We start from the raw sequence: 14,501 nt of genomic DNA, 5'->3' as shown, positions 1-14,501 counted from the left end.
ACTCTGGTACGCACCGAGGAATCGAAAGTACGTAGGGAGCCGGACGTGTCCGCTGTCGCACCCGACGGTCGCAAGATGCTCCGCTTGGAGGTCCGCAACAGCCAGACCCCCATCGAGCGCAAGCCCGAGTGGATCAAGACCCGGGCGAAGATGGGCCCCGAGTACAACGCCCTGCAGAAGCTCGTGAAGGACGAGGGTCTGCACACCGTCTGCCAGGAAGCGGGCTGCCCCAACATCTTCGAGTGCTGGGAGGACCGCGAGGCCACCTTCCTCATCGGCGGCGAGCAGTGCACCCGGCGCTGCGACTTCTGCCAGATCGACACCGGGAAGCCCGCCGAGCTGGACCGCGACGAGCCCCGGCGCGTGGCGGAGTCCGTCCAGCAGATGGAGCTGCGCTACGCCACCATCACCGGTGTGGCCCGCGACGACCTCGAGGACGGCGGCGCCTGGCTGTACGCGGAGACGGTCCGCCAGATCCACGCGGCGATGCCGGACACCGGCGTCGAGCTGCTGATCCCGGACTTCAACGCGGTGCCCGAGCAGCTCGCCGAGGTCTTCTCCTCGCGCCCCGAGGTCCTCGCCCACAACGTCGAGACGGTGCCGCGCATCTTCAAGCGCATCCGCCCCGCCTTCCGCTACGAGCGGTCGCTCGAGGTCATCACCCGGGCCCGCGAGGACGGCCTGGTCACCAAGTCGAACCTGATCCTCGGCATGGGCGAGACGCGCGAGGAGGTCTCCCAGGCCCTTCGCGACCTGCACGAGGCCGGCTGCGAGCTGATCACCATCACGCAGTACCTCCGCCCGTCGCCCCGGCACCACCCAGTGGAGCGCTGGGTCAAGCCGGAGGAGTTCGTGGAGCTCCAGCAGGAGGCGGACGAGATCGGCTTCGCCGGCGTCATGTCCGGTCCGCTGGTCCGCTCCTCCTACCGCGCGGGGCGCCTGTATCGGCAGGCCATGGACGCCCGCGCGGCGAAGGCCGCCTGACCGCCCGACGGCGGGGCGGGGCGGGGCGGGGTGCGCCGCCCCGCCGCTTCGGAAGGGCGGGCGTCCTCACGGGGACAGCCGCCCCGGTACGCGGGGTCCGGCACCGCGGGCGGCAGTGTGAGTTCGGCCGCACTTCGCCCCAGCGCCGCCGGGTCCCTTTGACCTGATCGACATGCGCTGATAACACCCGTGAGTGACGATGTACTCACACCCCGCGTCCGGCGCTTCGCCGTGCGGCGCGGGCCCGGCTCTCATCTTCAATCTCCGGAGGAAGCATGCGCACCGCCCTGCGTACGTTGGAGGGTCTGCTGCTGGACGGCGGTGGCCGCACCGCGCGCCGTAACGCCTGGCAGGCGGTCCTGGAAGACCGCTCCCGGGCGCGCGCCAGGGCGGAGGCCGAGCGGCTGCTGACCGCGATGCCCACCCCGGGCACGGCGCTCCGCCCCGTGGCCGCTCCGCGCCCTGCGGTCGCCGCCGCTCCGCAGGCTGTTTCGCAGGCCGCCCCGCAGGCCGTTCTGCAGGCTGGGGCAGGCGCTCTCCAGCACGGTTAGACCCTGCCGCGCGCGCCACGGCGCGGGGGCCCGGCGGGGCGTACACCCGGCCGGGGCGGAAGCGCTCCGGCGCGCCACGTAAACTGCGCCCTATGGCGAGGCAGGACACTTCCGAGAACCCGGGCCGGTTCAAGCAGATCGGCCTGACGTACAAGATGACCCGGCGCGTGGACCGGAAGATCGGCTGGATTCTGGCCGGCGTCGGTCTCGGCACGCTCGGTGTCCTGATCGGGATCGGCTTCCTCATCGGCCACCCGGTCTACCTGGGCATTCTCGGCGTGCTGCTCGCCTTCCTCGCCACGGCGATCGTCTTCGGGCGGCGCGCGGAGCGGGCGGCGTTCGGGCAGATGGAGGGTCAGCCGGGGGCTGCCGCCGCGGTCCTCGACAACATCGGCCGCGGCTGGAACGTCACCCCTGCCGTGGCGATGAACCGGAACCAGGACGTAGTGCACCGGGCCGTCGGCAAGCCCGGCATCGTGCTCGTCGCCGAGGGCAACCCCAACCGGCTGCGGGGACTGCTCGCAGCAGAGAAGCGGAAGATGAGCCGGGTCGTCGCGGAGGTTCCCGTGCACGACCTGGTGGTCGGCGACGACGAGGGCCAGGTGCCGCTGAAGAAGCTGCGCACCACCATGCTGAAGCTGCCCCGCGTGATGCAGGGCTCGCAGATCACCGCGACCAACGACCGGCTGCGTGCGCTCGGCGACCTGATGAGCAACATGCCCATGCCCAAGGGCCCCATGCCGAAGGGCATGCGGCTGCCGAAGGGCCCGAACGGCGGTCGGCGCTGACGACCGGCACCCCGACGAACGGCTGAGGGGCCGGTGCGGTGCACCGGCCCCTCTCGCATGCCCCGTCGGCAGGCGGACCGGTCAGATGCGGACCTGCACCGCGCCGGAGAGCTGGTCGTGCAGGCCGCGCCCGTCGCGGTCCCAGATCAGCGCGGGGATCGCGAGGCCGAGCAGGACCGTGCGGACCAGCACCCGCCACGTCGCCAGGCGGCCCAGCCCGTCCACCGCGACCACGCGCAGGCCGAGGATGCGCTTGCCCGGGGTGAAGCCGACCGTGCCCACCGTGAGCAGGACCATCACCAGGAAGACGGGCAGCGCCCACCGGTTCGCGACCTGCAGCGCGCCGCCCGAGAGGAGCCCGTAGGAAATGAGCACGGCCAGCGCCCAGTCGATGAAGATGGCGCCCAGCCGCCGCCCGAACGACGCGACCGACCGGGGGCCGTCCTGCGGCAGGCCGAGCCGTTCACCGCGGTAGCCGAAGTCCGCGCCCATGCCCTCGGCCACGCTGCGCGGTCCGGAGAGCCACGATCCGATTGCTTCCCTGTTGTCCACGGCTCCACGGTATCGCGGGCGAAATCGTCCACGACCGCCCGGTTGGCGAGGTTTCCGGACCGCGGGGTGGTTAACATCGGCGAAACAAATGGGTCATGCCCGAGAAATGGCGTCTCCCTATGGTCGGGGATCAGCGTGCCCCCGCACCGGCCCGCGCTCTCACGGCAGCAAAGCCCGTCCCCACACGACGGGACTAGGAGGAGTCGAATGTTCCAGAACGCCGACGAAGCCCAGAAGTTCATCGCGGACGAGGACGTGAAGTTCGTCGACGTACGGTTCTGCGACCTGCCTGGCATCATGCAGCACTTCACGGTACCGGCCAAGTCGTTCGACCCGGCCGAGCACCTGATGTTCGACGGCTCCTCGATCCGCGGCTTCCAGGCCATCCACGAGTCCGACATGGCCCTGGTCCCGGACCTCTCGACCGCCCGCGTGGACCCGTTCCGCCGCGACAAGACGCTCAACGTCAACTTCTTCATCCACGACCCGATCACCGGCGAGCAGTACAGCCGCGACCCGCGGAACGTGGCGAAGAAGGCCGAGGCGTACCTCGCCTCCTCCGGCATCGCCGACACCGCCTTCTTCGGGCCCGAGGCCGAGTTCTACGTCTTCGACGACGTGCGCTTCGAGACCAAGGCCAACGCCGGCTACTACCACATCGACTCCGAGGCGGGCGCCTGGAACACCGGCGCCATCGAGGACGGCGGCAACCGCGGCTACAAGGTCCGCTACAAGGGCGGCTACTTCCCCGCCCCGCCGGTCGACCACTTCGCCGACTTGCGCGCCGAGATCTCCCTGGAGCTGGACAGCGCCGGCCTCCAGGTCGAGCGCCAGCACCACGAGGTCGGCACCGCCGGCCAGGCCGAGATCAACTACAAGTTCAACACGCTGCTGGCCGCCGCCGACGACCTGATGCTCTTCAAGTACATCGTGAAGAACGTCGCCTGGCGCAACGGCAAGACCGCCACCTTCATGCCGAAGCCGATCTTCGGCGACAACGGCTCGGGCATGCACGTCCACCAGTCGCTGTGGCAGGGCGGCGAGCCCCTGTTCTACGACGAGCAGGGCTACGCGGGCCTCTCCGACACCGCCCGCTACTACATCGGCGGCATCCTCAAGCACGCCCCGTCGCTGCTGGCCTTCACCAACCCGACGGTGAACTCCTACCACCGCCTGGTGCCCGGCTTCGAGGCCCCGGTGAACCTGGTCTACTCGCAGCGGAACCGCTCCGCGGCCATGCGCATCCCGATCACCGGCGCCAACCCCAAGGCCAAGCGCGTCGAGTTCCGCGCCCCGGACCCGTCCTCCAACCCCTACCTGGCCTTCTCCGCGCTGATGATGGCCGGCCTGGACGGCATCAAGAACAAGATCGAGCCGGCCGAGCCGATCGACAAGGACCTCTACGAGCTGGCCCCCGAGGAGCACGCCGGCGTCCCGCAGGTCCCGACCTCCCTCCCGGCCGTCCTCGACGCCCTGGAGGCCGACAACGAGTACCTCCAGGCGGGCGGCGTCTTCACCGGCGACCTGATCGAGACCTGGATCGACTACAAGCGCACCAACGAGATCGCCCCCATGCAGCTCCGCCCCCACCCGCACGAGTTCGAGCTGTACTTCGACATCTAAAAGCTGCGGTCGGGCGACCTAGGTGGAAGCCCTGCACACATGCTGTGACCTGCGAAAACCCTTCTCAGTAGTTCTCACTGTCACGGCTGGCTTTCCGCCCCCTTGTGCACCGGGTGTGCACCGCTCGGCGATTGATCTGACGCGCTGTCAGAAAGCCACGAGGGCCGCTACCCCATAGTTGGGTGGCGGCCCTCGTCAGCTCGTCCAGGCTCTTTGTGCGGCGGCAGCCTTCTTGGTCTCCTAGTAATAGGCCAGGTCGGTGACCTGTGGAGTCGTTCGCTGCAGGCCGCTGACCTGGCCTTTTAGTGATTGCTGGCGATGGTGCACGACGGTCCTCATCGGGTGTCCTGCGGACTGTGTGCGGGCTGAACACGGATTGATGCGATATATCGCTGCACGGTCGACGACGCACCGCTACGGTGAGCCGTGCGGCCACTGATAGCACAACGCCACCGAGGAATACATGAACGAGTCTGTTGCCCCGGATGCTGCTGCTCGGTCCGAGGGCGAGGCGGCATCTGAGCCCGCCGCTGCTCCCCAGGATGCGGCCGCCAGAGGCGCCACAGCCGCAACCGGTGAAAGTGCACGAGGATCGAGCACCTACGCGACGGGCGGCGGTGGTGTTTCGTTCGCGCATCGCGTCGCGGCTGTCTATCTCGCTGGCATGTTGACCGGTGTACGACGGACGGAGGCATCTGAGCTGCCGGTCCGGAGGGTGTCGTTCCAAACTGGTCCGGCGCATCCGGTAGATGACCTTCTTGTGGAGTGCGGCGATGAGTCAGGCGAGGTCACCCTTGCCGTGGCATGCCGCGCAACGCCGGATTTCGTCCCGAGCCATGACGAGACGGTGAAGCTCGTCGGGTCGCTGCTTTCCGAAGTCGAAAGGTTCGACACAGACACTCACCAGGTCGCCGTCGCAACCGCCGGCCGGTCCAATCAGTGGGACAACCTCGCAACGCTCTGCGAAATCGCGCGGGCCCATGCCGACCCGGAGTCATTCCAAGCGTCCATGGACGTCGACGGCCGCTGGTCGAAGCCGGTGCGTGAGCGGCAGAAGCACTTTCTGAAGCTGGTCGAGAAGGTCGTCGAAGACGGCACAGTACCGAAAGAGGTCCTGCGGCTGGCGTGGCAGCTGCTAGGTCGGCTGCACATCCTCAGTTTCGCGGTCCAGAGCCCGGACGAAGGTGACCGCGCGGCGGTCGCAACGTCGCTGGACGGCCTGGCCTCAGCTGCCATCGACGGAGTGGTGGTCCGGAACCAGCTTGAGGTCGAGGCAACCCGCTACGACGCGACGGGCGCCGTGGTGGACCTCAAGGTGCTTCGCCGTGACATTCACGTGTTCTTGGACTCGGCCGCGATTCGAAGCCGGCACGCGTGGTCGGTGCTCGCTGAACAACGCAAGCTGGCTGTTGCCCGTGTGCGGACCACGATCGGTGATGAGGCATCTGGCGGGCCGGTTGAGATCTCGTTCGCCGACCGTCGCGAGCAACTCGCTGGGGTCCTGCGCGAGGCAGGTACTCGTGTTTCGGCTCTGCTGGTATCCGGCGAGTCGGGCATCGGTAAGAGCGCGCTGACGCTGTCGGCCGTCGAAGAGTTGGAAGCCGCAGACCCCGCTGGGTTTCGGGGGGTGGTGGTGAACTTCCGCGGCTTGCCGCAGTCGAGCTTGGAGCTGCGGGCTGCGCTCGGGATGTCGCTGGAGGATGTGCTCGCAGAGACATCGGCACCGTCTCGGGTCCTGGTCATCGATGCGGCTGATGCTGCTCTGGAGCGATCTGCCGGCCTGTTGAGTGACCTGGTGCTGGCAGCGGCTGCGGCGGGTGTTGGGCTCGTTGTTGTGACATCTGACGTGGCACTGGGTTTTGTGCGAGAACAGGTGGAGCTGGGGTTCGCGAAGTCCATTTCATCCTTCGAGATGCGGCCGTTGGGCGATGAGGACATCTCTGTCGTCTCAGACCACTTTCCGCTTTTGCGTACGGTCCTGCGAGACCTGCCTGCGAACTCGCTGCTGAGAAGGCCCGTTGTACTGGACCTGCTGGCTCGGACCGGGGCAGAGCCAGAAAGTTCACTGAGTGAGTGGGAATGCCTTGATCTGGTGTGGAGCCGGATTGTTCGCGGCGATGGGCGGCCCTGTGTCGGCTCGGCGGAGGCACGCGAACAGACGTTGCTCGCAGTAGCCGCAGAGACCATGAAGCTGCCCGAGGACCGTCGACCTGGCGCAGGCGTTGATGCTGCAGCGGTCGACGCGCTGCGTCGGGACCATTTGCTCGCACCACCGAGCCGGTATCGGAATCAGCCGGAATTTGCACATGACGAAGTCCGGCGGTACGCGACCGCCATCCTTCTCGTCCGTGGTCAGAGCCCCACCGATTTGCTGCAGTCAGCGGGAGCGCCTCGGTGGGCGCTGTCGGCCGCCATTCTTGCGTGCGAGGGACTACTGAAAGCACCGGACGCTCGGCCTGTCCGAAAGTTCATCGAACTGAGCTCGCAATTCGAGGTGTTCGCGGCAGCACGCGGACCCCGGTGGACTGACGTTCCGGTGGAGGCGGTACTGGAGACACCGTTCGGGTACAAATGCCTGATGTCAGCGTGCACGGACCAGTCGGTCGGCTTGGTGCTCGGCGACGTAGTTCGAGTTGTTCAGCAGCGGCATAAGGTCAATGGGCTGGTCGACCCTCTGGTCACGAAGCCCGTTGTGCAGCTCCTCCTCGATGACAAAGAGCCGTGGGACGTGTCGAAGGAGTCGTTCGAACTGCTCGCGGACTGGCTGCACGCCCTGTCCCTAGCGGACGTTCCGGCTGGCAACGAGCTACGAATCAGGCTTCGAGCCCGTCTCCTTGCCTATTGGAACTCGTTCCCTCTGCACAAAACCGGCGGGGAGACACCGTCTGGGTGGATGCCGCAGCGTCGGCGACGCCGACGCGAGCTGGATTACCACCTGACGAAGGAAGAGTTCGTCGAAACGTTGGCCCTGCTCGGTCCGGACATCGATGATGCCGTCGAAACGTGCCTTCGGGCTATCGCGGACGACGCGCCGGCGTTCCTGGCTCCGGCCGCGGATTCGCCGCTGAGCGCCCGAGCCTTGGCGCAGAAGAGCCCAGAGCTACTGGCGACGTTGATGGCGGCCTACTACATCGACGACGAGCCGAGTTGGCACCGATATGAGGGCATCAGGGGGCATCAGGGTCGGTGGACAGGTTTCGGACCACCGTTCTTCCAGTACTATTTCGGTGGATTCTGGCAGCTGTTCCACACAGCTCCGTTGCCGACATCGGTGCGGGTGCTGAACGACATCCTGAACAGCGGTGCGCGGGCGCGCGTAGCGACGCTGTCGCGGCTTAGTTCGCCCGACGCATTTGCTGGGCACGTCCACGCCCGGAACGAAAGCGTAGATGTCGATACAGAAAGCGGAGAAGGAGAAGACCGCGGTGCGATCCTGAACCTTGACGGCACCGCCCGCCTGTACGTCGGCGACAGTCATGTGTGGAACTGGTATCGGGGGACGTCAGTTGGCCCATACTCAGCTATGAGCGCACTCCAGGCGATGGAGCGTATTGCCGACACATGGTTGAGTCAGGGTGCGTCACCGAGGTTGGTTGTCGAGACACTCTTGAACGGCTGCGAGAACCTGGCTATTCCGGGGATGCTATTCGGTCTGCTAGTGCGCCACATTGAGAAGGTCGGCACCGAGCTCGACCTTTTCCTCGCCGAACCTGTCGTATGGGAGTTGGAGTTTGGACGCAGGACGAGTGAGTACATAGGGCTGCGTGCGGCAACCGAAGGGCTCGCAAACCTTGAACGCCGCCAGTGGACACCGCGTGAGGTAGCCATTTGGCTGATGGTGCACGGCGGACAGGAGCGTGCCCAGGCTTTGAAGAAGGTCGCCGACAAGCTTGTCGAGAACGGCGACCGACTGAGCATTAGCCAGGAGCGTACGAAGAACTGGGCCGCAAGCCTGGACCCGGAGCAGTATCGAGTTAAGCGGCATGAGGATGAGGTCTACATCGAGGTCGAGCCACCGCTTGAGCTGCAAGCCGCGCAAGAAGCGCACGAGGCTCACCAGGAGGTCGTGCAGACCAGTCTGCGCCTGCAGAATCGGTACTGGGGCTCGGCCAAGCATGACGCGGAGTACTGTCCGCCCTCGTCGGAGGAGATCGCTGCGGACCTGGCGGCAGGACGTGCCTTGGTCGAAGCCGATGAAGACCTGATGCCGAACCGGCCTGTGGACGCTGTTGCCCACGTCGTCCGAGCAGCGGTCGAACGAGCCGCCGCTGGCGATCTGGAGGCGCTGGGCTGCGAAGCGCAGTTCGCAGCTGAGCTCGTCATCGGCATCGCATCATCGTTCCAGGACGCCGAGGACCAGGGCCACGAGGATCAGTACTTCGATCTCAGTGCCGACCGAGCTGTGGCTCAAGCCCTGCCGGCGTTCCTTAAACCCGCACTGGCCGCACCGCTGGAAGCGGCCGGTGACTCGACCGAAGATGTTGCCCAGGCTGGTCTTGCGATGGCAGGCAAGGCGTCCTTGGAGACTCGGCTGTACCTGGCGCGTGGATGCGATGTCGTCTGGAGGTCCCCATGCCACTTCGACCCTTGCATCCACCGGACAGCGTTGAACTGGTTGCTTGAAACCGCCCGAGGCGCAGAAATCGGTCCATGGGACCAGGACGGCCAGCTACAGCCGAATGTCCAGATTGCTGGCGACGTTGCCGAACGCCTCCAGGAACTACCGGGTGACTCCGTAGACATCGCGGTTCTGGACGCAGCCATTCGCGGACTTGGGGCAGCCGCGTCGACGGACCACTGTTGCACCGACGACGCAGCCACGCTCCTCGCCGCGTTTCTCGACGTCGAGCGACGCGCCATGGTTGCGCAGGAGAAGGAGGGCTGGACCGCGGACGACCGCGGGATGCACACGCTCGTTGCCGCACGGGCCCTGCTCGAAGGCTTCGCGAAGAACGGTGACGCCGAACCGGTGCTTGAACACCTCGACGTTCTTCGCGAAGGTGCATGGCTGATGACGAATTTCCTTCACGGTCTTGCTGCGGCAGGTGCCGAGAACGAACGCTTGGCTGAAGCTGCCCGAGGTGTCTGGCCGTCGTTGCTGCGCCATGCTACTGGCTACTCAAATGATGACTCAAGCCCCTACCGTGACCATCATTGGGGCGACTGGGCTGCCGCTGCCCTGCTGCCGGACCCTGTTACATGGACGCAGGGTCTGTACAACGAGGTCGTCGGTCAACCCATTGACTGGGTCCGCGCTGAGGACCTCGTTGAGTCGATTGACGATTGGCTGCCGACCGGTCGCGGGAAGGCTAAGTCCGTCGACGCGCTCATCCGCATCGTGCGAAAGCTCTCGGAGGAAGTGCAGGCCACCCGTGCTGTGTATTGGGTCTCCGATCTCTGCATTCAAGATGGAAGTGTCACGGTCAAGCAGTCGTGGCTCTCGAACAGGTGGCTCAAGGAAGTCCGTAGGGCGGCCGAAGAACTCGGTAAATTGGACGAGTGGCAGGTGCTCGTCGACGCTTTGGTCGTCGCCGGAAATGATGGGTTGGCTCCGTACAGCAGGTGATTGCTCAGAGACGTGTCCGACCCCGAACGACAAGAACGTCAGGCGGTGATCTCGGCTGGGGCCGAGACGGGAGGACGCACCCCGGTCAGGTCTTCGCTGCGGTCCAGTAGGTACGGGGCGAGTTGCGGGTAGTGGCCGCGGGCGACGGCCTGAAGCATTTCGGCGAGGGCACACAGTTCACCGATTCGGCCGCCCGGTGTGGCGAGGACGGAGCTGAACTCGCTCCGGACACGTTCCGCGACGTTGGGGACGAGCAGGCTGTTGGCGTGGAGCAGCCCCGGGTCGTAGCCGACGGGGACGCGGCCCCAGCGTTCCCAGTCCAGGAGCGTCAGAGGCGGCCCAGTGATGTTGCCCCAGTGGAGGTCACCGTGGCCGGTGACACGCTCGATCTTGGCCGGGGCCGGGATGCCGAGGAACTGGGGGAATGCTCGGTCGATCCACGTGTCCCGCACGGTTTCTTTGACACCCTCCGCACTGGCCAGTCGGTCGAGAGCGTGCCGTAGGAGTTCCCACCACTCGTCCGGGAGGTCCGGGTCCTGGGTGAGGTCAGGTCGCGTAGGGGAGATCGGGCCGATGCCCCGGCACTTCCACTGATAGAGGGTCTTCACCGGCACCCCGAGGTACTCGGCGATCTCATCGGGCGTAGCGAGCGGGCCGCGCGCGGCGGCCTTGGCCGCTCGGCGGAATTCGTTGGGCAAGGGCACTCCATGTCGGTTGCGGGCGATAGGGATAGGCCAGACGGCACATGTGGTCCTGTGCATGAACCTCTACGCGATCTTCGGTCGGTGCGAATTGCAGGTGACCGAGGAGGACATAACCGTAGGAGCAGATCGCCGGTTGACCAAAAAGTTCGCGACGCCTTCGGGCTCTCCTCGAAAATCTCGGTAGGCACTCACCGCTTTCGCCGTGGCGGCGCGGAACTGTACCGCCCGGCCCCCGGTTTTACCTACCCACTCGTCTACGCCGAAGCGCATGTCACCTGAAAGTTCTCTCGAGTTTCAGAACCAACTGTTGCCATGCCAGTCGATTTCGAGCTACAGCTATCCGCCATGGCTACCTACCTTCCCGGCGTATCGCCAAGTGCCTCGCCGTTCCCGTGGATCGCTCACGGGGTCACCGCCTGCTCAGCAGACAAGACTTTCGATCGGGCGCGGGAGGCCCTTCTTGGCTGAGCCATACGACCGCTGGCACAAGAAGCGCCCGCAACCCGGCGACAAGAAGTGCAAGGCTCATGGCAAGGTTCCGTCGCGGGGACATGGGCGCGGAAAGAGGTGGATGGCTCGGTGGCGTGACCCCGAAGGGCGCCAGCAGAACGAGAGCTTCGAACGCTATGAGGAAGCCCGCCAGCATCTGACGCGGATGCGTGGGGCCGTCGATGACGGCACGTACATCGCCCCGAGCAAGGGCGACACTCTGCACAAAGCGATCGCCGAGCAGTGGCTGGCGAACCAGACGTTCGGCAACCCCCGCACGTACCACCAGTACGAGTCTCGCGTCCGTAACCACATCATCGGGCCCCTGGGGGATCTCAAGCTGCGACACGTCAAGGCGTCCACGGTCCAGACCTGGATCAAGCGCCGGCTACAGGTCCTCGACGAGACCACCGTCGGTCTGATCTTCACCCACCTGTCGTCGATCCTCGCCATGGCAGTGGACGACGACCTGATTCCGAAGAATCCGTGCGAGACCGGTTCGGTCAAGCGCGTGAAGCCCAGGCGGTCGAAGAAGTCGGCCAAGGACGTGCCACTCTCTTGGGAGGAGACGGACGACCTCCTCAAGCACATGCCCGACCGATATCAGGCCACGGTCGACTGCGGCCGAGGGCTCGGGATGCGCCAAGGCGAGATATTCGGCTTCAGCCCGGACGACGTGGACTGGTCGGTGGACGACAAGACCGTCCGCATCTGTCGCCAGATCACGCATCACCGTGGCACGCTCGTCTTCGCTCCGCCCAAGGGCGGCACCGAGGACGACCCCAAGGACCGGCACATCCCCCTCGACGAGGACTTGGCAACACGGTTGCGCGAGCACATGCGTGCTTTCCCACCGGTCGAGGTGACGCTGCCGTGGTTGGAGAAAGACGGAGAGCTGGTAGCCGTGCGCCTCGTGTTCACCACGCGCGAGCGGAAGCCGCTCAACAAGAACTATTTCAACTACCTCTGGAAGGCGGCCCTTGAGGCCATCGGCGTCATCAAGGCGGTGAACGACAAGCCGGTCGGCAAGGGTCGCAAGTGGGAGGCGTGCCGCGACAAGATGATGCATGCCTTGCGGCATCTGTTCGCCTCGGAGGCAATCAACGAAGGCGTCGACGTCTACACGCTCGCTGACCTCCTCGGCCACGAGGATCCGGCGTTCACGCTGCGTCGATACGTGCATCGCGTGCACGGAGCGGTCGAGAAGGCCCGCCGGGCGATTGGCAAGCGGTACCGACTGGCGGCTTGACCAAGACGGTTCGCCCACCAACCGAAGCGTGGCTCGAGGAAGCTCGTCCGGCGAAGCTCTGGGATCGGATGGGGCGGCGCGCCGGGGCTGGTGTGTGGCCAGCGGCTGCGACGGCAGAATCCACCTATGCTCACGTCATCTTCCGCACCGGGCCCAGATCGGCAGGATCCCGCGCCGCAGCCGGATTCTGGGCCAACGGGCCCAGCCGCACTGCTTTTCAACCGCCGGATCCATGTCGTCGCAGCGGTCCTAGACCGCCCTGAGGAGTTGGGTCTGCTCCAGCAGGTCTGCGAGGCGAAGGGCTGGCCCATACGCGAGCCGTTGGCCGGAGAAACGACGGTGGCCGTCGACGCGAGCTGGACGCTGCGCGTGATCGAGGTTCGGATCCGCGGTGTTCGCGAGACAGCGGTCGAAGAGGCTGTCTCCACCCTCGACACACTCGCCCAGAATGTCGAGCTTTCTCTCCACTGTCGCGACGCCAGTCTCGTGGAGCGCGTCAGCCAACCGCACATCGAGTGGCATCTGCGGGGGCGGCGGAAACCAGTGAGTCGGCGCGTGCGCCACGCACTTCACCTCGCCGCGCGGACTGGTGAGCACGATCTGCATGCAGGCACTGTGCGGCTGGTCCGCGTCCCGGCCCGGCTCGACGAGCCCCGGCCACGCCGCTTGGCACGTGCCCGACGTGCCGCCCGCGCGGAGCTATCGCGCCATCCGCTGGCACTGCGACGGCTGAACCCGAGCCTTCACGAAATCGGCCGACCCTCGTATTCCCGGAGCTGGCTCGTCCTATCCTTCCTGGCATTCGTCTTCACCGCGACCGCGATCTGTCTGCTCGGCGCCGGACTCTGGCCGGCCATCGGCGCAGACGATCCGCGTCTTGGCGCTCTGCTGGTACTTCTCGCCGGGGGCTACTTGCTGGGCGGCGCACACCTTGCGGTGCGGCACACCCCCACGCACCGCGCGCTTCCGTGGCTCGTCCCGCTGGCCGTGCCCCTCGCTGTTCCCCTTGTGCCATGGTTCGGAACACTCATCCAGCGGGCGTACCTGTCTCCGTTTGGGGTGCGTCCCACGCCGGTAAGTGACGGGCTGGGCAGCATTCAGGCAGGGCTATGGGTACTGTGCGTGTCCATCACGGCAGCGCTGCTGCCAGTGGCCTACCTGGGGTGGGCGCGATTCGTGAACCCGTCCCTGGAGGCCCGGAAGCCATGGTTGTCCTGGGCGCCGGCAGTGACCCTGGGCATAGCCCTCGGTACGGCATTCGTCCTGATAACTCTCCTTACGGCAGCGCGCAGCGGAGCGGAGCACCGCACCCTCGTCGCAGCTGGTCACGACATCCCGGAGTACTTCGGCGTCCGCGCTGCGTACGCCTGCGTGCAGCTGACCTCTTCCGAAGCCCCGTACTACGGAAGCCCACCTCCCTACGACAGTCCGGTGGTGATCTTTGGGCGCTCAGGTGACCGACTCGAATTCTGGGACCCCACGGCCAACCAAGGGGCAAGCATTCGCATGGAGGACGCTCGCGTCAGGGCCGTCCCCCACAGCGATTCACCGTGCACCAAGGCAGCCCGGTAGCGAAGTCGGCCACCTCCAGGCAGATGCTCTACGCGAACCCGCCTGACGGCCACGGACGAGTGTCCCGCCTTCCACCCAGCCACCGGGCGCCCCGCCGCTCGGGACAGCACATGGATCCGTGTTGCCCGCCATGTGCACCGGTTGTGCACCGACCGGCTCGCAACAGGGTGTCTGTGCAGGTCGGCAGCGTTACCAACCTGTACTTCGACATTTAGAAACTGTGCAGGTCAGAGCACTGATCGCTGACCTGGGCCGCAAACGGGCCGTGGGCCGGTCTTCCCTTCTCGGAAGGCGGCCCACGGCCCGTTTCGGCATGGGCTGTCAGGCTGCGTCAAGGGCCCGCTCCGCTCGTCGCACGACTCCTCGCCGCCGGGCCAGCGCGAAGGCGAGCCGGGGCGGGGCGCTTGGGGGCTGCGGCGAAGC

Annotated in this window: 9 protein-coding genes; 6 read left to right on the top strand and 3 right to left on the bottom strand. The window is 66.3% G+C overall.

Annotated elements, in window-relative coordinates; genetic code table 11:
• Positions 1-45: 45 nt before the first annotated feature.
• From lipA to E4198_RS20795, 3 genes are all read left to right on the top strand, one after another.
• Complete coding sequence (gene lipA, locus E4198_RS20805; RefSeq protein ID WP_136184496.1) at positions 46-984, top strand: lipoyl synthase; 939 nt, start codon at positions 46-48, stop codon at positions 982-984.
• Between the two features lie 275 nt (positions 985-1,259).
• Positions 1,260-1,535 carry a hypothetical protein gene (locus E4198_RS20800; protein WP_136184495.1) on the top strand — a complete coding sequence of 92 codons (276 nt, stop codon included), beginning with the start codon at positions 1,260-1,262 and terminating at the stop codon, positions 1,533-1,535.
• Positions 1,536-1,627: 92 nt separating this feature from the next.
• On the top strand, positions 1,628-2,323 hold the full coding sequence (locus tag E4198_RS20795; protein WP_136184494.1) for a DUF4191 domain-containing protein: 696 nt from the start codon (positions 1,628-1,630) through the stop codon (positions 2,321-2,323).
• Positions 2,324-2,404: 81 nt separating this feature from the next.
• Here E4198_RS20795 and E4198_RS20790 read toward each other — a convergent pair whose 3' ends face one another.
• Entirely contained in the window at positions 2,405-2,875 is a 471-nt protein-coding gene (locus tag E4198_RS20790; protein ID WP_136184493.1) for an RDD family protein, read from the bottom strand.
• A gap of 207 nt (positions 2,876-3,082) precedes the next feature.
• On the opposite strand from E4198_RS20790, the gene glnA reads away from it, so the two are divergent.
• Positions 3,083-4,498, top strand: a complete 1,416-nt coding sequence (gene glnA / locus E4198_RS20785) for a type I glutamate--ammonia ligase (protein ID WP_136184492.1) — start codon at positions 3,083-3,085, stop codon at positions 4,496-4,498.
• Positions 4,499-4,961: 463 nt separating this feature from the next.
• Entirely contained in the window at positions 4,962-10,064 is a 5,103-nt protein-coding gene (locus E4198_RS20780) for an ATP-binding protein (protein WP_210732867.1), read from the top strand.
• A gap of 38 nt (positions 10,065-10,102) precedes the next feature.
• Here E4198_RS20780 and E4198_RS20775 read toward each other — a convergent pair whose 3' ends face one another.
• Positions 10,103-10,762 (bottom strand): hypothetical protein, encoded by a 660-nt coding sequence (locus tag E4198_RS20775; RefSeq protein WP_247597778.1) that lies wholly within the window; start codon positions 10,760-10,762, stop codon positions 10,103-10,105.
• 466 nt (positions 10,763-11,228) lie between these two features.
• Between E4198_RS20775 and E4198_RS20770 the strand changes: the two genes are divergently transcribed.
• Positions 11,229-12,506, top strand: coding sequence for a tyrosine-type recombinase/integrase (locus tag E4198_RS20770; RefSeq protein WP_210732866.1), 1,278 nt, complete (start codon positions 11,229-11,231; stop codon positions 12,504-12,506).
• 249 nt (positions 12,507-12,755) lie between these two features.
• Here E4198_RS20770 and E4198_RS20765 read toward each other — a convergent pair whose 3' ends face one another.
• Positions 12,756-13,112, bottom strand: a complete 357-nt coding sequence (locus E4198_RS20765; RefSeq protein ID WP_136184490.1) for a hypothetical protein — start codon at positions 13,110-13,112, stop codon at positions 12,756-12,758.
• Positions 13,113-14,501: the final 1,389 nt, after the last annotated feature.

This window comes from Streptomyces sp. RKND-216 (assembly GCF_004795255.1).
Lineage (GTDB): Bacteria > Actinomycetota > Actinomycetes > Streptomycetales > Streptomycetaceae > Streptomyces > Streptomyces hazeniae.
Note: the sequence above shows the minus strand (reverse complement) of the source record. Positions and strands in the feature narration are given on the sequence as shown.